Origin of the sequence: Evansella vedderi (assembly GCF_030813435.1) — a bacterium.
Classification (GTDB): Bacteria; Bacillota; Bacilli; order Bacillales; family Salisediminibacteriaceae; genus Evansella; species Evansella vedderi.
In genome coordinates, this window is the sequence record NZ_JAUSUG010000009.1 from 45,292 (window position 1) to 65,871 (window position 20,580).

Annotated in this window: 18 protein-coding genes and 1 riboswitch; of the genes, 8 read left to right on the forward strand and 10 right to left on the reverse strand. The window is 35.5% G+C overall.

Translation table 11 applies throughout. The annotated features are described in order from the left end of the window. Positions 1 to 26: 26 nt before the first annotated feature. Positions 27 to 836, reverse strand: a complete 810-nt coding sequence (locus J2S74_RS12180) for a MetQ/NlpA family ABC transporter substrate-binding protein (protein WP_307326020.1) — start codon at positions 834 to 836, stop codon at positions 27 to 29. A 123-nt stretch (positions 837 to 959) separates the two neighbouring features. Continuing rightward, a riboswitch (SAM riboswitch) is annotated at positions 960 to 1,064 on the reverse strand. Positions 1,065 to 1,299: 235 nt separating this feature from the next. On the opposite strand from J2S74_RS12180, the gene J2S74_RS12185 reads away from it, so the two are divergent. From J2S74_RS12185 to J2S74_RS12195, 3 genes are all read left to right on the forward strand, one after another. Further along, on the forward strand, positions 1,300 to 2,001 hold the full coding sequence (locus J2S74_RS12185) for a response regulator transcription factor (RefSeq protein ID WP_307326023.1): 702 nt from the start codon (positions 1,300 to 1,302) through the stop codon (positions 1,999 to 2,001). A gap of 10 nt (positions 2,002 to 2,011) precedes the next feature. Then, positions 2,012 to 3,463, forward strand: a complete 1,452-nt coding sequence (locus J2S74_RS12190) for a sensor histidine kinase (protein ID WP_307326026.1) — start codon at positions 2,012 to 2,014, stop codon at positions 3,461 to 3,463. 201 nt (positions 3,464 to 3,664) lie between these two features. Further along, on the forward strand, positions 3,665 to 4,789 hold the full coding sequence (locus tag J2S74_RS12195) for an acyltransferase family protein (protein ID WP_307326029.1): 1,125 nt from the start codon (positions 3,665 to 3,667) through the stop codon (positions 4,787 to 4,789). 58 nt (positions 4,790 to 4,847) lie between these two features. Here the strand turns inward: J2S74_RS12195 and J2S74_RS12200 are convergent, their stop codons facing one another. The 6 genes from J2S74_RS12200 to J2S74_RS12225 form a co-directional block, all read right to left on the reverse strand. Then, positions 4,848 to 5,930, reverse strand: coding sequence for a serine hydrolase domain-containing protein (locus tag J2S74_RS12200; protein ID WP_307326031.1), 1,083 nt, complete (start codon positions 5,928 to 5,930; stop codon positions 4,848 to 4,850). 241 nt (positions 5,931 to 6,171) lie between these two features. Further along, entirely contained in the window at positions 6,172 to 6,369 is a 198-nt protein-coding gene (locus J2S74_RS12205; protein WP_307326033.1) for a cold-shock protein, read from the reverse strand. A gap of 202 nt (positions 6,370 to 6,571) precedes the next feature. Then, a complete protein-coding gene (locus tag J2S74_RS12210; protein WP_307326034.1) occupies positions 6,572 to 7,912 on the reverse strand; it encodes a hypothetical protein in 1,341 nt (446 codons plus the stop codon). Beyond that, the gene (locus J2S74_RS12215) at positions 7,896 to 9,032 is read right to left on the reverse strand and encodes a DUF58 domain-containing protein (protein ID WP_307326036.1); all 1,137 of its coding nucleotides are present in this window, start codon (positions 9,030 to 9,032) and stop codon (positions 7,896 to 7,898) included. Before J2S74_RS12215 ends, J2S74_RS12210 begins: the two co-directional genes overlap by 17 nt. A 2-nt stretch (positions 9,033 to 9,034) precedes the next feature. Beyond that, positions 9,035 to 10,000, reverse strand: a complete 966-nt coding sequence (locus tag J2S74_RS12220; RefSeq protein WP_307326039.1) for an AAA family ATPase — start codon at positions 9,998 to 10,000, stop codon at positions 9,035 to 9,037. Between the two features lie 233 nt (positions 10,001 to 10,233). Further along, positions 10,234 to 11,337 (reverse strand): polysaccharide deacetylase family protein, encoded by a 1,104-nt coding sequence (locus J2S74_RS12225; protein ID WP_307326043.1) that lies wholly within the window; start codon positions 11,335 to 11,337, stop codon positions 10,234 to 10,236. A 227-nt stretch (positions 11,338 to 11,564) separates the two neighbouring features. Between J2S74_RS12225 and J2S74_RS12230 the strand changes: the two genes are divergently transcribed. Then, positions 11,565 to 12,140 carry a cell wall hydrolase gene (locus tag J2S74_RS12230; protein ID WP_307326046.1) on the forward strand — a complete coding sequence of 192 codons (576 nt, stop codon included), beginning with the start codon at positions 11,565 to 11,567 and terminating at the stop codon, positions 12,138 to 12,140. A gap of 223 nt (positions 12,141 to 12,363) precedes the next feature. Here J2S74_RS12230 and J2S74_RS12235 read toward each other — a convergent pair whose 3' ends face one another. Together J2S74_RS12235 and uvsE are read right to left on the reverse strand one after the other, a co-directional pair. Next, a complete protein-coding gene (locus J2S74_RS12235) occupies positions 12,364 to 13,182 on the reverse strand; it encodes a cobalamin-binding protein (protein WP_307326050.1) in 819 nt (272 codons plus the stop codon). 90 nt (positions 13,183 to 13,272) lie between these two features. After that, a complete protein-coding gene (uvsE, locus tag J2S74_RS12240) occupies positions 13,273 to 14,238 on the reverse strand; it encodes a UV DNA damage repair endonuclease UvsE (RefSeq protein WP_307326052.1) in 966 nt (321 codons plus the stop codon). A 128-nt stretch (positions 14,239 to 14,366) separates the two neighbouring features. On the opposite strand from uvsE, the gene J2S74_RS12245 reads away from it, so the two are divergent. Beyond that, positions 14,367 to 15,302, forward strand: a complete 936-nt coding sequence (locus tag J2S74_RS12245) for an AEC family transporter (RefSeq protein WP_307326055.1) — start codon at positions 14,367 to 14,369, stop codon at positions 15,300 to 15,302. Here J2S74_RS12245 and J2S74_RS12250 read toward each other — a convergent pair. Next, positions 15,282 to 16,391 (reverse strand): NAD(P)/FAD-dependent oxidoreductase, encoded by a 1,110-nt coding sequence (locus tag J2S74_RS12250; RefSeq protein WP_307326059.1) that lies wholly within the window; start codon positions 16,389 to 16,391, stop codon positions 15,282 to 15,284. The two genes, J2S74_RS12245 and J2S74_RS12250, sit on opposite strands and share 21 nt — an antisense overlap. Positions 16,392 to 16,668: 277 nt before the next feature. On the opposite strand from J2S74_RS12250, the gene gnd reads away from it, so the two are divergent. The 3 genes from gnd to ectB all read left to right on the forward strand — a co-directional run bounded on the left by gnd (position 16,669) and on the right by ectB (position 20,564). After that, positions 16,669 to 18,081 carry an NADP-dependent phosphogluconate dehydrogenase gene (gene gnd, locus J2S74_RS12255; RefSeq protein ID WP_307326061.1) on the forward strand — a complete coding sequence of 471 codons (1,413 nt, stop codon included), beginning with the start codon at positions 16,669 to 16,671 and terminating at the stop codon, positions 18,079 to 18,081. A gap of 635 nt (positions 18,082 to 18,716) precedes the next feature. Beyond that, positions 18,717 to 19,226 carry a diaminobutyrate acetyltransferase gene (gene ectA, locus J2S74_RS12260; protein ID WP_307326062.1) on the forward strand — a complete coding sequence of 170 codons (510 nt, stop codon included), beginning with the start codon at positions 18,717 to 18,719 and terminating at the stop codon, positions 19,224 to 19,226. Between the two features lie 54 nt (positions 19,227 to 19,280). Continuing rightward, on the forward strand, positions 19,281 to 20,564 hold the full coding sequence (gene ectB, locus J2S74_RS12265) for a diaminobutyrate--2-oxoglutarate transaminase (RefSeq protein ID WP_307326064.1): 1,284 nt from the start codon (positions 19,281 to 19,283) through the stop codon (positions 20,562 to 20,564). The last annotated feature ends 16 nt before the right edge of the window (positions 20,565 to 20,580 follow it).

Here is a 20,580-nt window from a genome sequence, read left to right on the forward strand (position 1 = left end):
GGCATTCCCTATTCTATTACTATTCTTTACCAAGAAGGAACAACGGAACCTTCAAAAGTTTCCTCAATAAATTGTTTTACTTCTTCTGATTGATAAATTTCGATTAGCTTTTGAACAACTGCATCGTCCTTGTTTTCTGTACGTACAGCTATTACATTTACCCAAGGAGAATCACTTGGTTCAATAAAAATGGAATCTTCTGTCGGTACATAGCCATGTTCAATAGCAAAGTTTGTATTAATTGTAGCAGCAGCTAACTCGTCCAATTGACGAGGAAGTTGAGACGCTTCTAATTCGATAAATTCTAGGTTTAAAGGATTTTCAACAATATCTAAAACAGTTGCTGCAACTCCTGCATCTGGGTCTAATGTGATTAATCCTGCTGCTTCAAATAGAATGAGTGCACGTGCACCGTTTGTTGGATCATTAGGAAGACCTACTCTATCACCTTCTTGGAGCTCAGATACATCAGATAAGCTTGCAGAGTAAATTCCCATTGGGAAGTTAACTGTTGTAGCAACTTCAATTAAGTCTAAGTTACGGTCTTCTTTGAAGTTATCTAAGTAAGGAACGTGTTGGAAGCTGTTTACATCAAGTTCCCCTTCAGCTAAAGCAATATTAGGCATTACATATTCAGTAAACACTTCAACATCAATAGTTAACCCTTGTTCAGCCGCTAACTCTGCTACCTTTTCCATAATTTGCTCGTGAGGGCCAGCTGTTACACCAACGGAGATTCTTTCTTCAGAAAGTGCTCCTGATTCATTTCCACCGCCACAAGCGGCTAGGACAACCAATAATAATGAAACTACTAAAAGTGATAATACTTTTTTCATGTTTATTTCTCTCCCTTTTTTATCATGTATTTTTGACGTTAACAATAAAGGTATTCATTTTAATAAAATAATAAAAGACCTCATCAAATAAGAAGAGGTCTAGTTAATAGTTTCACTATTCTCTCCTTATCTTTCAAGCTAACACGCTTGCTGGAGTTGGCACAATAACTTTTAAAGTCTGTTGCCGAGGTTTCACAGGGCCAGTCCCTCCACCTCTCTTGATAAGAATCAAAAATTATTTATTTGATTATCGTTAACATGGTTATTAATTTACACGGTTAAAGTATAAAAGTCAATCATTTTTTATCAAAAAAAGGCTATTGGAAAAATTATATATTATGATAACGTTTCCAATCCGCATTTTTATTAAAAGGACCTAATTTCCCCTAATTAATGGAGTCTTTTACTTAATCTTGTTAAAATAAGGAGAAGATATATTGTCATCAGAGGAGGCATCATCAATTTGAATAAATTAAAGGTACTTATTGCAGATGACGATGCAAATGTATGTGAAATACTTTCATTGTACTTAAAAGAAAATCACTATGATGTTGTGGAGGCAAACAATGGACAAGATGCCATTAATCTATTTAAAACCACTAATCCAGACATTATTTTATTAGATATTATGATGCCTGATATTGATGGATATGAGGTATGTAAAGAAATTAGGAAAACAGCAACAGTGCCAATCATCATGCTTACCGCCAAGGATGAAGAGTTTGACAAGATCCTTGGTTTAGAAATTGGCGCTGATGATTATGTAACAAAACCCTTCAGTCCACGGGAGGTTATTGCAAGAATAAAGGCCATTTTTAGAAGAATGCCCGCTCCACCAGAAGTACTTGAATTGAATAATGATAAGTATGAATTTGAGAATTTTACTGTTTATGTGAAACAGAGAGAAGTACAAGTGGGTGGAAAAAAACTCTTTTTCCGGCCGAAGGAATTTGATCTTCTTTTATATTTAATAAGAAACCCAAATATAGTGCATACAAGGGATCAATTATTAGAAAAAGTTTGGGGTTATGATTTTGTTGGGGATATCCGTACGGTAGACGTTCACGTTAAGAGAATTCGTGATGAGTTTGCAGCACATAATATTGATGCCATCCACACTGTTTGGGGAGTGGGCTACCAATTTCAGCCTAATGGTAAGGGGTGATCTTCCACCTATGAGATGGATAAATCAAAGCTTGTTTCGCCGGTTATTAATCAGCTATCTATTTATTTTTATTATTGGATTTGGGCTCATTGGAGTAATGATCGCCACTTCTTCACAGGATTATATTACAGAAGCAAAAAGACAAGAAATGCTCCAGCAAGCAACTAGCATTAACGCCGCTATAATGGATTTTAACAAAGTAACTCCAGAAGTGGAAAATGTTCTTCAACAAATCGGCCAGTTCACTGGCTTAAATATTTGGCTTTTTAATGATGAAGGGGAAATTGTTGCAACTGCATCTAGACAGGACGTGTTTGTGGGGGAGCCCATTAGTGACGATATTATTAATGAAGTATTACAAGGAAAAAATCGGATCGAAGTTATGCGTATTGAAGAAGAGGAACGCCCCATGTTATCCGTTATTGTCCCATGGGGAACAAACGAAAAAATACACGGGGGTATCGTACTTCATTCCCCTATTTCAGGTATTAACACTACGGTAGCAAACATTCGAGAAATTGTATTGTGGGGAATCATAAGTGGGTTAGTAATTGTAAGTATCCTCGTTTCTTATTTATCCTGGACCATTTCTAAGCCGTTGAAGAAGTTAGATGAAGCAGCAAATGAAATTGCCTTGGGAAATTATAGTAAACGGGTAAATCTACATGAATCTTTTCCTGACGAAATATCCGCCCTTGTAAGTTCCTTTAATCGAATGGCTGAAAAAATAGATAAAATTGAAAATGAGCGGGATCTATTAGAACAAAGAAGACAGGATTTTATTGCAAATATATCCCACGAACTTCGAACACCGTTAACAGCGATGAAAGGTTTTTTAGAAGCGCTACAAGACGGGTTAGTAAAGGATCCAGAATCACAAAAAAAATATTTTGAAATTATGCATCGAGAAACGGAGTATTTAAATCATCTTGTAAATGACTTAATGGATTTAATTAAACTGGAAAAGCAGGAAATTTCCCTTGATCTTTATTATGTACATTTAGATGAGGTACTAAAAAAGGTATCCTTAAATCTAGAACCTACAATGAAAGAAAGAGGAAATAAATTTGTCTTGGAGATACCTGATGACTCTCCAGCTATTATTGGAGACTCCATAAGGTTAGAAGAAATTTTTAAAAACATTATACACAATGCTAATAAGTTTACGGAAAATGGCACCATTACAACAAAAATGAAATATGAGTCCGAGTCTGTTACTGTACAAATAAAAGACACTGGAATAGGTATCCCTTCGTATGATTTAAAACGGATATGGGAGAGGTTTTTTAAAGTAGATCGAGTTCGTTCAAAAAAAGGGCGTGGAACTGGTCTAGGCCTTGCCATTGTTAAGGAATTAGTAAAGCTCCACCACGGAGACATCAATGTGGAAAGCGAGCTGGGAAAGGGAACAACCTTTACAATACGATTCCCAACCCATATGCAACAATTAAAGGATTCATAAAAAAGACCATTGCGCTGCAATGGTTTTTTAATTTGATTTAATAATTTTTTAATAAAATGCTTAAAGATTTATTACATCTTTTGTTTACAATAAAATTGATCATATTATGAATAATGGCTTATTCTATCTTCCGTCATGATTTGTTTATAAGTCTTTGAAGCTTGTAGATTATTAAATTAATATAAATTGGTGGGAATAACCATGAAAAACACAATGATAAAAGAAATTTTTATAATGAGATCTATAGCCTGTTTATGCATTGTTTTCATCCACGCTATTGGTGTGGGATTGACGACTACTTCACAAGAAACGGGAGCCTTCTCTGCTGTTATCTTTGATTCTATAAATATAATATTATATTTTGGAACGCCAATGTTTATTTTTATTTCGGAGCTTTTAATCGCCTATTCCTATAAAAATAGAAAAATTCCAGATCACTTTTTAAGTAAAAGGTTTAAATTGATTTTCTTACCCTTTTTGTTTATGGCTGTTTTTTACTCCATACCACATGCAACATCCTTAGGTGATTGGGGAACTAAAGTCTTTTTAAATGCCGTTATTGGAGACTTTCACGGATATTTCGTATTAATCATCTTTCAATTTTATTTATTACATTTGATCTTACACAAGCATTTAAAAAACTGGAACCCGAAAGTTGTATTAACTGTCACCCTATTAATAAATGTTACTTACTTGGCAGTCTTTAATTTTACAAATCCAGCTAACATCCCCTTCGGCGCATACATCTGGGAACGTTTTTATTGGGTTCCATTCTTAGGTTGGATTTTCTATTTCGCATTAGGGTTCTATTGTGGCCACTATTATGAAAGGTTTGTTTCATTAATCAAGGAACATAGGAAATGGGTATTAATGGCTCCCGTAGTTACTACTGCGCTTATGCTGTTCCTTTATCACTCTGAGTGGTTAACAGTTCATAGTTCGAAACGAATTGATTTGCTGTTACACACAACGGCTGTCAGCTTCTTTATCTTCTATGTTGCGACACAGCTAAAACAGTTGCCTAATTGGTTAATTAGTATTAGTCAATATTCCTTTGGAATATATTTACTACACTTTTTCTATATTTTATTCATCGATCTTATTTACAACCAATTATCAATCCAATTAGGTATATTCTATATCTTTATTCTATTTGCAGCGAGCACCATCAGTTCAATCGGAACCATTTATTACTTGAATAAATGGAAATATGGACAATATATCGTTGGAAAAATAGGTATAGGCTATAAGAATGCAGAAAAAGAACAAAACTACAAATCCAATGAACACTTTTCCAATAAAAAAGGCCTAAGATATTCCTCATAAAATAAGACATCCACCATGTTTTTACGGTGGATGTCTTTTATTTCGTTGAAAAGATACATTATAAACTGTTTAACTCCGCTTCTGGAAGATCAAGTTTTGCATCTAATATTAACTGCAATAAATGTAATCGTTGGTTCTGATTTACACTCCGTTGAAATAGACCTAATGTTCTTCTGTTTGAATCTACCCGGTGAACAAATACAATATCCTTTTCAGGCACAATATCAATAGATTGACCGTATCTCCCAATAGCTGAGAATAAACCCAACTCACTTAACGGGCCTTTTGTTGCAACCCACCACATATATCCATAATCATATACACTGTTTCCAGGAACTTCTGCTTGTGGAGATGTGCTTCGTTCTACCCATGAGTTAGGGATAATTTGTTCATTGCCCCATTTGCCATTTTGTAAAAACAATAGCCCAAATCTAGCCATATCACGTGCTGAAACCCGAAATAAATAGGAAGGGTGAATAGACCTTCTTAATTCATCGCTGTATTCTGTTTGATACAGGGTAAAGTCCTCCATACCAATTTTTTCAGCTATTTCTACGTTAAACTTTTCAAATAAATCAGCCTCAGTTTCAGCATTATAGATGGTTCCTAACACATTAAAATCCCAGTTATTATAATAAAAATGGGTTCCAGGTTCGTGACTACCTCTAGTTGGCCGATTCCTACGCATCGTCCACGACTCTTCCCCAGCTTGATGAAAGACCCCAGACTGAGAAGTTAGGAGGTTTTCAATGGTTGCTTGCTTTTCTCTCTCATTTAAAGGAGGTTCATCATCTATATTTAATTCTGCAAGGGTTTTATTTAGATTAATATTGCCCTGCTCCTCTTCTATGCCGTATAACGAGCTTAAAAAACTCTTTCTTACGGAGTGAGCATTCGTATTATGAGATACATTTCCCCAAGATAACAATACTTTTCCATCATAAATTACCATTGCCGCCGTTGAATTTAATGAATCGTAATAATCCCTGGCAACCTGAAGCTGCTCCGACGACCAGCCTGCTTCTTCAGGAGACTCATGCCATTCCCAAGTAGTATTTACTTCATGGCTGGCAGAATGGTTAACATTTAAAGATACAACTATAAAAGTAAAAAGTAAAATAAAAAATGTTACTATAATCATTTTATTACGCACAAAACCATCCTTTTAGAAATTGTCTATTTTGTCCATTCCCCTTTTTATTGTAACTAAAACTTTATAAATCAGTTTAGCTTTGAATAGGGTTCATTCTCCTAGACATACTATACAATTTTCCTATAACTATTGTAACATGTATAAAATGGTTCTTAAACTTAAGCAACAAAAAAGCCATCTTAGAAGGGCGCTAACAAGCAACCTTCCTAGATGGCTTCCTTTTGTTAAATTATTTTTGTACGTTTGAAGCTTGAGGTCCACGTTGTCCTTGCTCGATTTCGAAACGAACAGCTTGACCTTCTTCTAGAGTTTTGAAACCTTCACCTTGAATAGCTGAGAAGTGAACGAATACATCGTCTTGACCTTCAACTTCGATAAATCCAAAACCTTTTTCTGCGTTAAACCATTTAACTGTACCTTCTACCATGTTTGTTGCCTCCTAGTGGGACTTTCCCACATTAAAATTACTCATGTTGCTCAAGAATTTCATTCAAGATAAAATCACTTTTCAGCATTTTTTTCTTTCAAAAATATTCCGAACAATACTAAGCCTTTAAATAATAACATACATTACCCATAAAATCTATAGGCAAACAAATTTTTCAGCCAAAACGCAGTATTAAAGTCAATCATTTTTTATCTTTACTCAAAAAGACCTTTAGTTTTTTTACCTCTTCATCACTCATTTCTTTTTCTGAGTATCTCGCCTTAATGTACGCCTCCCCTAATTGATCTAAATCGGATTCTTCAGCGTTTATATCATACTTCTCTTTTATTTTATCTATATTTTCCAACGGTGTACGGGAGCTCCTCATCTCAAACCCCTCTTTTACCCTCTGAAACATAAAATGCCGATATAGAAAGCGTATTTTATCTCTGTTATTGTTTAATTCTTCCCACCGAGGCCCCCCTTTGAATGAAGATAACCAATTTCTTACCCTCTCCCCACTGTTTTTACGCCATTCTTCCCAGTTTATTACACTCTCTTTTTCGTCCACGTAATGACTTTTTTCCTGGATATTATTCAATCCACCTACCATTCCATTTAAAAATTTAATTATCCAATTACTAATATGCATAAAAACAAACCATAGTTTTTTCATTAAAAAATAAAGAAAAATAAACCCAAAAACAATTACTGCAATATAACCTATTACCATAAAAATCTGCCCTATTATTTCTCCTAAGACGGATGTTTCAGACTCCTCACCCATTTCCATAGAAAAGTCCGGTGTAACACTACCATTAACGGGAGGATCTTCAGAGTTAAATAAGTTGAAAAACCAACTAACCCAATAGAGGATTGTTCCAACAATATTGTAAAAGGCCCCTTGAATTAGATTGAAATTCACAATAAAAAAAACAACAACAATAGTTATTATTAAGAAAAACCTATTTTGCCATTTCAATGTACGATTAACGTGCGGATTATCTTCACCTGATAATGTAGCATCTGCTAAATGTCTGCTATTTGTAACGAAAAGAGTAATAACAATTGACAATACACCTGCCCATGTAATCACCGATAAGTAAGGGGACAATGCTTCATTATTAAGATAGAAGAAATAAGAAAAAAAGTAGATCAATAAACCTGCCCAAAAAAATGTAACTGGAAATACATTAGCCCACGTATTTTCAACAAATAAGAGTCCTCTGTATAGGAAAAGGTATCCAACCACCAAAGAAACGATAATTGCTCCTATAGTGCTATCTATTATTTCAAATGCATAGAAAAAGCTTAAAAATACAAAAAGTATAGTATGAATCCATTTTCTTTTCCCTCGTAAAATCACCCCAAAAACGATACCCACGATAAAGAATAATGGTAGTGAGAGAAACCAAACAAAATGCAATGATGAAGGAATAAAATATATAGCTAAGGCTAAAATGACAGGAAGAAATACAATAATTTCTACTATTCCCTGACATAGTCTCTTAAGAAAAAGCTTGCCATTATAAAACACTGACATCACCTTCTTCCTCACGATCCCCTTGCCTTTTCCCCTCTTTCTCCAGCCAAAGGATTTCTACTGAATTACCTAATCTCTTTAGTTCTTCAATACGTTCTTGGACTTGCTCACTTACATATGCAGTGATGAGAAGAATATCTTTATTCCTTATTTCTCTGTCTATATCTTCCTTCAAAAAATGGTTAAAGTTTCTACTACGATCCATTTTTAATTTGGCTAACGTATTGAGAAAAAAATACAAATGCTGTTTTCCACTTCTCGCTTCAATGCGAACGGACTCTTTTACGGATCGTACTTTTTCATCGGGCTCCCTTATATAAGAGTTACACCCAAACCCAGTGTTGATTCCTTGTGAAATGGTTGATTGAGCAATGGAAGCTGCATAGGAAATTCCCTTTTCAATTAAGTCTTCATCCTCTATTGACTTCCAAACGTCATCTGTCAGATCGAAATTTAAATAAATGAGTAATTGATGATCAGCTGTGTAATCCTTTTTACTTACCTGAAGACTCCCCACACGGGCAGTAGCATTCCAATTTACCCTTTTCATAGGATCACCATACGTATATTCCCTAATTCCAGCATTAATAAAGGGATCGTCCAATATCCACCGTCGCACGACCACATCACCATTCCAGCTTGTATATGGTAAAGGAATTTCCTTTAAGGGAATCAGCTTCGGATACACTAAAATTTGAGTGGTAACATTTAATTTTTTTTTATAAATACTTATCCCCAATAGATCCCCAATAGTAAGAGACACAGTCTTTTGATGATAAAAACCACGCTTTTTACATGTAATTCTATGTCTTCTTCTTATTTTTTGGTAAGGCATTAAGCTAAACATACTTCTATGAAATATCTCATCCACGATATCTAAATTCGATTGGTGTTGAAATTGGAGATTAGTGTGAAATCTTGATTCCAGTCGTAACCACGGAATTGGTAGGAGCTTTTTGTTTATGATCTCTTCCACCATCTCCATTTCTTCCCCTTCAAATACTGCCTCCTCACTAAAATAACGGGTATAGTAAATATTTTTGAGGCCCCATTTACTGACCAAACCGACTTGGATAAAAATGATTAGGACAGTTATAACGATTACCCAATGGATTCCCATCGTTATTCCTTTCCTTTCTTTATTACTTCTGATGGGACATCTATCTCTTCTAGTATTTCTTTTAATACTGTTTCTCCTTGATTTTCTTTTAGCCTCATTGTACTTCCAACAATTAATCGATGGGCCAATACCGGTTTAACCATTGCCTTTACATCATCAGGTATTACGTAATCCCTTCCCTGTAAAATCGCATATACTTGTACTGCTTTTAATAAAGCTTGACTTCCCCGTGGACTGACACCTAAATCAATACTAGGATGATTTCTAGTTCGTTCAATAATTTCAACCATATAGGAGAACATGTCGTCACTTACATGGACATTGGAATAAATCTGTTGAGCTTTGATAATTTCCTCGTTATTAGCAACAGAATTCACTATTTCTATAGGATTGGATTGTTTAAAGCGCTTTAAAATTTTAATACCTTCCTCTTTGGAGGGATAACCTACATTGATTTTTAATAAAAACCGATCTAGTTGTGCTTCAGGTAATGGAAATGTCCCTTGGCTCTCCACTGGATTTTGAGTTGCGATTACTAAAAATGGTTTTTCTAAGGGATAGGTTGTCCCATCGATAGTTACTTGTCTTTCCTCCATACATTCTAGCAATACAGATTGTGTTCTCGGAGTAGCACGATTTATTTCATCGGCTAAAATGATATTGGAAAAAATCGGTCCAGGGTGAAATTCAAACTCTCCATTTTTTTGATTATAGAAATTAATTCCACTAATATCCGTTGGTAGTAAGTCCGGTGTAAATTGAATACGTTTAAAAGAGGAATCTAATGACTTTGCCATCGATTTTGCCAATAATGTTTTCCCAGTTCCAGGTACATCTTCTAATAGGACATGGCCTGAGGAAATAAGGGCAACAAATAGATGGTCAATTGTCTCTTCTTTTCCAATAATTACTTTATTAATGTTTTGTTTTACTCTATCAGCTAAGCCTTTCACTCTCGAAATATCCATTTACTATCTCCTCTTCCTTCATAACTCATTTTATGACATATTATATCCCCTTAACTATCTTCTAGATATTTGTAAAATCCCCTGTTATTATTTGAAAAAATAGGCATTTTTCGAACTTTGTTGCTTTTTTGAAAAAGCTTGGGGGAGCGAAAAAATATAATAGGCTTAGCGACTAAAAGAAGCGCTAAGCCTTTGTTTACTACTATGCAAGATTTTCAAAAAGTATTTGTGATTTAACGATTATCTAAAAGTGTTTGTACTGTTACGAAAGTATAACCCTTGCTCCGTAAATCATCAATAATCATTGGGAGTGCCTCAACAGAACCAGCCAATAGTTCAGGGTTTATTTCTATATTGTGCTGTAATATAATCCCGCCTGGTGTAATGTCCCTGTGGACTATTTCAAGAATATTTTCAGCAGGCAGTCCTGTCCAATCCAGTGTATCCACAGTCCACATTATTGTTCTAAATCCTAGCTCTGCTATTACCCTTTCATCAGACCAAGTAACAGCTCCAAATGGAGGCCTAAATAAATCTGGTCTTCTTCCTACTGTTCTTTCAATTTCTTGTTCTGTGGTCCTAATTTCCTTTATTACTTCGGAAGTACTTATGGTAGGTAACGACGGATGTGTGTACGTATGATTTGCTAATCCGTGACCTTCCTCCACTATTCTCCTCATCATGTCAGGAAATTTCTTTACTTGTTTCCCCATAACAAAGAATGTAGCTGGAACACCTTTTTCCTTTAAAATATCAAGTATTTGCGGCGTGTAATGAGCCTCTGGTCCATCATCAAAGGTAAGAGCAACTAGTTTTTTTGACGGATTACCACTATATATACGTGTAGACGTACGTTCCTTTTGAGTATAGACAAAGGTTCGGTTTAAAGTTTGATTGTACTCTACTTTCATACCTAGCTTTTTCACAACATCGATTAATGGAACAAAAACTTCTTGGCTTACTTCTATTGTAGGAGTAGATAAGAAATCCCTTTTCCATTCATTTGTATCACTAAAATAGCTGTCAGCAAATCTTGTTCCAATCGGGATAGCAAAATAGTCATCATCAAGGGTAAATACAACAGAATTGTATTTTTCATTCCAATCTACTTTTGCACTTGTATGTTTGAGAAATAGTGCCGGAACCATTAAGTTACCGTCTTTTAACAAATATTTCGTATTGTGCGCTTGACCATCAATAAAGATAGGGGCTTCAGGAAACATCGATTCTTCCCCATGTGTTGTTATGCTGGTATTGAAAAAAGCGATAACAATAAGACAAACAAACAGCACTCCCTTCAAAAGGGTATTAATCATCTTGTTTGCAAAAATATCCATGTAATAAAACTCCTTCTGTTTCATTTTTACTATTTTATAATTTATCCAACTAAGGCATTTTTAATTGAAATATTTTTGTAATTAATTTGTAATAACCCCCTCTCATCTATTGACACTTATAATCTCCCGAAAAATTCCCAACGTTTTCCTAATGATAGAGGTTTAGAAACCTGATAGCCTTGTATACGTGCAAGAGAAAACTAAAAGATTACTAGGAGGTTTGCTTTATGCGAAAATTATTAATTACATGTACGTTAGCATTTTCTTTATTTTTTGTAGGAGATAAAATAGCAGAGGCTTCATCCGTGCACACTGTTCAAAGTGGAGATACATTCTGGATTCTTGCAAATCAATACGGCGTTCCTGTAAATGAGATTAAAAGAGCTAATAATAGAACAGGAGATATGATTTATGTTGGCGAGAAATTAAACATTCCAACATCATCTATTTCTTCTGAAGAAAAACGATTAATGGCTCAGCTTGTAACTGCAGAGGCAAAAGGAGAACCTTATGCTGGTCAAGTTGCTGTAGCAACAGTTATTCTTAACCGAGTAGATAGTGATTTATTCCCGAATACTGTTCGTGAGGTTATTTATGAACAAAGACAATTTACTCCAGTAAGTACTGGAACCATTTACCAAAAACCAACTGACTCTGCCGTAAGAGCAGTTAACGAAGCAATTGCCTTTAGGGGCCAAGGAAGTGGTTCTTTATTCTTCTATAACCCAGCAATTGCTACTAACTTTTGGAATGCAACAAGACAGCATACCATAACAATTGGAAACCATGTTTTCGCTAAGTAATTAAAAATAGGCCTGGTTGGAGAATCGTATGATTCTCGCCAGTGCCTGTCTCCTCCTTTTCTAGCATCCCTTTGTAAATGCTTGCGTCGAGACAACTCGCAGCGATTGCTATTTTCTGAGCGGAAAATATATAACTTTTTCAGTGCCCTTCTTTGCTCATCGCTGGAGTCGTCGCCTTTTACTTCTTCGAGTCATCAAAAAACAATCTATCTTATGAATTTATTTATGCCTTTAAAATAGGATCTTTTCCTTCAAGGAATGGGGGATATATTTCAGGATGTAGAATGTGGGCGATCTTTTTTAACCCTATAAGCAGTCTTGGAGATGGCCGGCAGAAATAAGGTTCATCTAATACATACAGCTGTTTTGTTTTTATAGCATCCATTTCCATCCAACCTGGTCGTTTCAAAAGAACTGAAGGATTCACTTTAACCTTTTCCACCCCTACCCAAACAAGGCTTATCACATCTGGGTTCCGTTTTCGAACATCCTCCCAATCGGTTTGAACATTTGCATCCTCATAGTCTTTGAAAATATTTATTCCACCTGCTAACTCACTAATCTCTGTCAGCCAGTTCGCTGCTCCTGGAGTAAATACAGGCTTTGGCCACCACTCCCAATATAATGTTTTGACATTTCCTACCTGTGAGCTTTTTGCTTTGTAATCTTCTATTATTGCATGGAATTTATTGTAGATTACTATTGCCCTCTCGTATGTATTTGTTTCTTTTCCAATAAACAGCAATTGCTCCCCGACACTAGATAGTGTTTTTGGATTCGGTACAATTACGTAAGGAATATTCCTTTTTTCTAGTTCCTCTATGTTTTTTTCCATGCCAGGAACTGTCAAGGAAGCTAGGACTAAATCAGGCTTTAGCTTTTCTACCTTATCCATATCAATAGACAAATCAGGCCCTAGTTTCGGCAAATGCTGTATCTCTTCGGGCCAATCGGAATAATCGTCCACACCAATCAGGGATGGTATAAGATCTAAGTACGCCAATAGTTCAGTATTACTGGGACATAGGGAAATAAGTTTCAAAGTTACCACTCCTTTCATATAAAAAACACGCCAAGCTTATTTAAAGTTAATTATACATTATCGTTTATTGTCAATCCTGACTACCTTTTTTTACTTTAATCGGAAACTAGCTCCATCTATTATTTCCAAACTAGTGTTTCCCTTTAGTTCCTTCATTAATTGGAATAATGCGCGATCCTTTTGTTTTGCTTCGATCATACAATCGATCTGTGGAACGCTCCCATTGATTTCATTTAAAAACTTCAGAAACATCTGAACATCAATGTAATCGGCATGGCTTCTAAATTCCTTGTCACTCTTCGGGCTAGATATATGCATCTTTATAGGAAGTTGGGAGGTGGACCAAGTATTCACTACTCGATCCCAATCCTGTACCCAATTCTTCTCTTCAAAATTTGCTATATGATGATGATAATCAAATACTAAAGGGATCCCTAACTTTTCACATAAATATAACGTATCCCTTAGATGAAAGGATTTATCATCATTTTCAAGCATAATCATTGTTTGAATAAATGACGGAACATGCCCCCAATTACTAATAAATCTCTCTAAAGCGCCCATCTTATCTTTATAACTTCCTCCAACATGCATGACGCAACGCTGCCCTAAATCAATTCCCATACCTCTTAATAAGTCAGCATGAAGCTTAAGGGTTTTTAAGGATGCTATTAATATTTCTTTTTTCGGTGAATTTAGAACGACAAAATGATCTGGATGAAAATCCACTCTCAAATTATGCTTTTGAATATAGTTACCTAAATTCTTTAATTCCTCTTTCAATGGGGATAAGAAATCCCAACCTTGAAGTGCTTCATGATTAGCAAGGGGGATTAATTTAGAACTGAAGCGAAAAAAGGAAATACCATTTGCCACATTATGCTTAAGAAGCCTGTGACAATTTCCTAAATTAGAAAGGGCTATCCGCTCTAGTTTTCTTATGGCCCCCTCTCGGTCCGTTATCTTTTCAAATTGGGAAAAAGTCATTGTTTGGGAAGGGGAACTGTTTTTTAGTTCCATACTCATTGCAACAAAACCTAACCTTACGATAGTCAAGGTTCATTCTCCTCTACAGTATGATCATTCTTCCTATTTTCCTAACTTTATAAAGAATTATGTGTTTTCTATACCTTGACGAGTTCCTTTTTACCCCTATCTTCATAACGTATTATGGGGGTAAAAAAATGTCTATATTACTGTTTTTTCAAGAAATTGTAGTCTTATATATTATTGCTGTAATCGGCTGGATTGCATCCATTCGAGGTGTTTTAAATCAACAAAGCGATAAGATAATGATACAGCTTGTCCTATATGTGACACTTCCTTCTTTAATTATTTATTCTATGAACTTTACCATGGACTGGTCTGTTTTATATGACTTCCTATGGCTAATTGGATTGTCCATTTTTGCTATGCTTACGGCAATTACTTTAAGCCTTTTATTAAACAAAAAATTCACCCTCCCCTCCTCTCAAGAAGGTATCTTTCAATCGTTAATTATTTTTGGAAACCAAGGGTTTATTGGTTACGCTGTTTGCTATATGTTATTTGGGGAAAAGGGAATTATGTACGGGGCCATTTATAATATCACTTTTTTGTTATTTATTTGGACTTATGGTGTCTTTATTGTTGCCAGACATAAAGAAAAGTTATCTTTGAAACAAGTATTGACTAGTCCTGGCCTCGTTGCAACAATTTTTGGAGTAGCTATCTTACTATTGCCAATGAAAATCCCTACAGCTATAAGCCGCCCCCTGGAATACATTGGTACTATGACCATCCCATTATCCATGCTCATTATCGGAAGCATTATCGCAAAATTGAACCTTCGACAATTAAATTTATTATTAAAAAATAAATATTTGTGGATTGCATCCATTTCAAAACTAGTAATTATACCTTTATTCTTATTTCCATTTATGATTTTTTCCATTTCCTATATTACTTTAGCTGTAGCAATTTTGATAGCCGGTATGCCATCTGGACCCACCACTTCTTTGTTTGCAGTAAAGTATAATGCTGATACGGAATTTGCCGCGTTAGGAGTTTCTCTGTCTACCGTATTGTCTTTATTTACGATACCCCTTATTTATACTTTATTATCTTTTTTTATTTGGTAAGTGTAAACGGTTAACAAATGGACGTAAAAGAAAACTAAGTAATCCTAAAGGGTTATGGGAATTTTTTGTAAATATTTTCTTTGTTATTTCGTGGTTTAATTGGTTCACAAGGAAATCGACTGACCCATTACTTAATGCTTCTAACCCCTGTCTTAATACTAAGGAGTTTTGGTAGCTTTTCCGTAAGTGCTGCGTTAGCTCTTCATAAACACCATTACCTAAAATATCGTTTGCTGCATATACTCCTGTCAAAATGGAAGCAAATTGTCCAAACCCTAGAAATGGCATAATGGAGCCAAAACAATTACCTGTAAAAAAGGTATTACCGATTCTTGGAAGTTTACTTCTGCCTATTTGATAACCAGTGATTTGAAATTGGTCTGTCACTTTAACTGTTTGATTAAAATGATTACATACCTTATTCATAAAGTTGTCCCATAACCTACTGAGTTCTTCTTGGGAAATTTCCCCATACTCTGGAAAGGCTATAGCCATATTTCCCTCATTATGTGAAAATGGAAGAAAATAACCATATCCTTTCGGAGCCACTTCGTAATCTAACCAAACTGGTACAGAGTATGGACTAAAATCCCCCACAATAGTTGCCCCTTTAATGGTGACAGTTAAATCATTCTGAAAGTTTCCCATTTCATCAGCATACGCAGCATCTCCAGTTGCTATAATGACATGGCTATATTCTTGAGACAATTCTTCATAAGATTTATTGGAGTGAAATATAATTTCTGACTTCATTTGTTCTGCTAATTGATTTTCATATGACTGCTCATGTCGCCCCCTAATATTTATAAAGCCTAGATGTTCCTTAACTGAAGCAGATGAATTTGGAGAATGGATCATTAGTTCATTTATGTGACTTGTGGGCTTTAAATAAATATGAAATCGCTCCCCTAAATAACGAATTGGATCTTGTACAGGTCTTGTCAAAATGGAGAGCATTGCTTCTCCATTAATAAAACGGTCTCCTACACCCCTCCTTTTTTCATAAATGGTTGGTTGAATTCCATTTTGCTCGAGGGTAAGAGCGCAGGCTAATCCTGATAAACCAGCTCCCATGATTGCCACTTTCATTAAATATCCACTCAATTCGTTTTAATTTATGCTCTAAAGACAACAAACCATGTGAAATAGAGCTTTAAATAAATTATTTCTTTAAATCATAAATAATATGTAGCTCTAAACTGTCAATATTGTAATAAACATGATATTTTATTTACGGAGCTAGTTTTTAATACCTTCATAATTATTCAAAATGATAACAAACTATAAAAAAGTAGCTTTTTTACATAAATAAACAATAGACAGACATTAGCTTATGATAAAATTGAATGCATTGGAGTGTAAACACATGTCAAAACAACAAATTGGTGTTCTTGGTGTAGGTGTAATGGGCAAAAGCTTAGCCTTAAATTTTGAAAGCAGAGCCTATTCCGTATCCATTCATGACATTTCCAAGGAGAAATTGGAGGAAATTGCTCGAGAAAATAACGATAAAAATATCGTTTGTACATACAGTGTGGAAGAGTTTGTTAATTCCCTAGAAGTACCAAGGAAAATCGTTTTAATGGTACAAGCCGGCGAAATTACTGATAAAGCTATTGAATCCCTGCTCCCTTATCTAACGGAAAAGGACATTTTGATTGATGGAGGAAATACATACTATGAAGACACGATTCGACGTAATAAATATCTTGCGGAAAAGGGAATCCACTTTATAGGTACTGGAGTTTCAGGGGGGGAAGAAGGGGCTTTAAAAGGACCATCGATTATGCCTGGTGGACAACGGGAAGCCTATGAGCTTGTTGAACCCATGTTAAAAGATATCTCCTCTAAAGTAAATGGCGATCCATGCTGTATATATATTGGTCCTGACGGAGCAGGTCATTATGTAAAAATGGTTCACAATGGGATTGAATACGGCGATATGCAGCTCATTTGTGAGGCTTATTTTATAATGAAGCATGTCTTGGAATTAAGGGCTGATGAACTTCACCGTATCTTCTCTGATTGGAACAACGGGGAGCTTGACAGCTATTTAATAGAAATAACTGCAAACATCTTCACAAAGGTGGATGAAGAAACAGGTAAGCCTTTAGTTGATGTCATTTTAGATACAGCAGGTCATAAGGGAACTGGAAAATGGACAAGCAAAAGTTCTTTGGATTTAGGTGTTCCTTCACCTATTATTACTGAATCAGTGTTTACCCGATTCCTTTCGGCTATGAAAGAAGAACGGGTGAAAGCAAGTACTGTTTTGTCTGGACCAAATGTTGAACCATTCAAAGAAAATAAAGAAGCTTTTATTGAATTAATTAGACAAGCATTATATATGAGTAAAATTTGTTCCTATGCACAGGGGTTTGCTCAGTTAAAAGCAGCATCTGAAGAATATAATTGGAATTTGCAATACGGAGACATTGCCACGATCTTTAGAGGAGGATGTATCATCCGTGCCGCTTTCCTACAAAACATTAAGGAAGCATATGATCGGGATGCTAATTTACCAAATCTATTATTAGACCCTTATTTCAAAGAAATTACGGATAATTATCAGACTGCCCTAAGAGAAGTAGTGGCTGTTGCTGTTAAAAGGGGAGTACCTGTACCTGGATTCACAGCTGCCATTGCATACTTTGACAGCTACCGTACAGAGCAGCTTCCTACCAATCTACTTCAAGCACAACGTGATTACTTTGGTGCTCATACGTATCAACGTATTGATAAAGAAGGATCATTCCATACAAATTGGCTAGAAAAATAAGGTGTATATAAAAAATGGGAACCCAAAAATCGGTTCCCATTTTTATTTTTTGGCTTTGATAAAGGATATTGTTGATTTTTAAACAACGTTGATTGAAGGGGAAGATGCGAGACTGTCTCTTCCTCTGCAAGCTTAGCTTTGTAGCGTATCCATCGAGACAAATCGACGTTATTTCGAAGAAGCAATGCTCTTTCCTAGCGGGAAAAGCAACGGCTGAAGACCCCACAGGGACGAGGAGGCTGAAGCATTGCCCGCGGACAGCGAGTATCTGAAGAGAAAATCAACATCAAAGTTTTACAGAGCTTATTTTTTAAAATTAATTTTTAATTGGACGAATTATTTCTAGGCACTTGCTTATTTTTTTACAAATAATAGCAATCATTTTGTCGGAATTTATCAAATCGCTTGAAATCGATACGATATAAGAGCAATAAAAAAGATTTGTACCCCTTATCTACTTGTCAGTACATTAATCAATGCTTAGAGCTAATAATCCTATTTAAACAGGTTTGATAAAATCTCAAGAAATTAATACCATTAATATTGTTAATGTAACTTTCTTTACGAAACCTTACGAGGAGGGGATTTTTTATCAATAACGGAAAATCACTTTTTAACAGAGGTGAAAAATCTTAATGGCAAATAAAACACAAGCAGTCCTGGATACCTTTTCTATGAGTAAACCAACTACCAGTGATGGAACTCCCATGTGGGAATTGGTTAAAGCTTCTACATTAGACCTCAATTCTCCATATAAATATATTATGATGTGTGAGTTTTTCTCAGAAACATGTATTGTGGCTAAAGAAAAAGACAAATTAGTTGGATTTGTCACCGCATTTATCCCTCCTGAAAAACCTGATGTACTTTTCATTTGGCAAGTTGGTGTTGATGCATCACAGCGTGGCAAAGGAGTCGCATCAAAGATGTTAAACGAACTCCTAAGAAGAAATGCGTGTAAGAATGTTAGATTTGTAGAAGCGACGGTTACTTCAACTAACGCAGCTTCTCAATCATTATTCTTTAAGTTAGCACGGGAACATGGTACTGATTGTGATGTTAGTGAATGTTTCCCGGAGGAGCTATTCCCAAATGGTAACCATGAGGCGGAATTTACGTACCGCATTGGACCTTTATCCGAGTAAACCAATAAAGTTACTGAGCTTTATACAAAAAACAATGGAGGTATTTCTAAAACAATGAATAAAAACGATTTGAGCATCTTCGAAGAAATTGAGTCAAGTGTACGGAGTTATGTACGAGGCTTCCCAACTGTTTTTACAAAAGCAAAAGGATATCAGATGTGGGATGAAGCTGGAAAGGAATATATCGATTTCTTCTCTGGTGCAGGTGCTCTAAATTATGGTCATAATGACCCTAAAATGAAACAGAAATTAATCGAATACCTAATGAGTGATGGTGTTACACATTCACTAGATATGGCAACTTCTGCAAAAAGAGACTTCTTAAAGAAATTTAATGATGTTATTTTAAAACCAAGAAACTTAAACTATAAGGTAATGTTCCCTGGTCCAACAGGTACAAACACGGTGGAAAGTGCATTAAAGTTAGCGCGTAAAGTAACTGGAAGAACGGATGTCATCAGCTTCACAAATGGATTCCACGGTATGACAATTGGATCTTTGTCAGTAACAGGAAATGCTTCTAAACGGGCAGGTGCCGGAATTCCACTAAACCACACTGTTACAATGCCTTATGATAACTTCGTAAATGACGAAATGGATACATTAGATTATCTTGAACGTTTCCTTGAGGATAATGGAAGTGGTGTTGATACACCTGCTGCTATGATCTTAGAAACAGTTCAAGGTGAAGGCGGCATTAATGCTGCAAGATTTGACTGGATCAAACGAGTAGATGAAATTTGTAAGAAATATAGTATTCTCCTTATCATCGATGATGTTCAAGCGGGTGTAGGAAGAACAGGTCCTTTCTTCTCCTTTGAACCTGCAGGTATTGAGCCAGATATTATTTGCCTATCAAAATCTATTGGTGGATATGGAATGCCATTGGCCTTAACATTATTTAAGCCAGAGCTTGATATTTGGAATCCTGGGGAGCATAACGGAACATTCCGTGGAAACAACCCTGCCTTTATAACAGCAACAGAATCTTTATCTTATTGGGAAGATAAGTCCTTTGAAGAAAGCATTAATGCTAAATCTGAAAAAATCACGAAATTCCTTCAAAGTATTGTAGATAAATATCCAGAATTAGAAGGTAATGTTCGTGGCCGCGGGTTCATGCAAGGGATTGAGTGTGGAGTCGACGGTCTGGCTTCTAAGGTTGCAGAAGAATCCTTTAATCGAGGATTAATTATGGAGACCTCTGGTGTAAATGATCAAGTATTTAAACTATTCCCACCATTGATTATTGACGATGCTGGACTTGAAAAAGGATTTAAGATTATTGAAGAAAGTGTAAAAAGCTTAATCTCAGCAGAAGAATTAGTAGCAAATTAATTAGGAAATTTAGGAG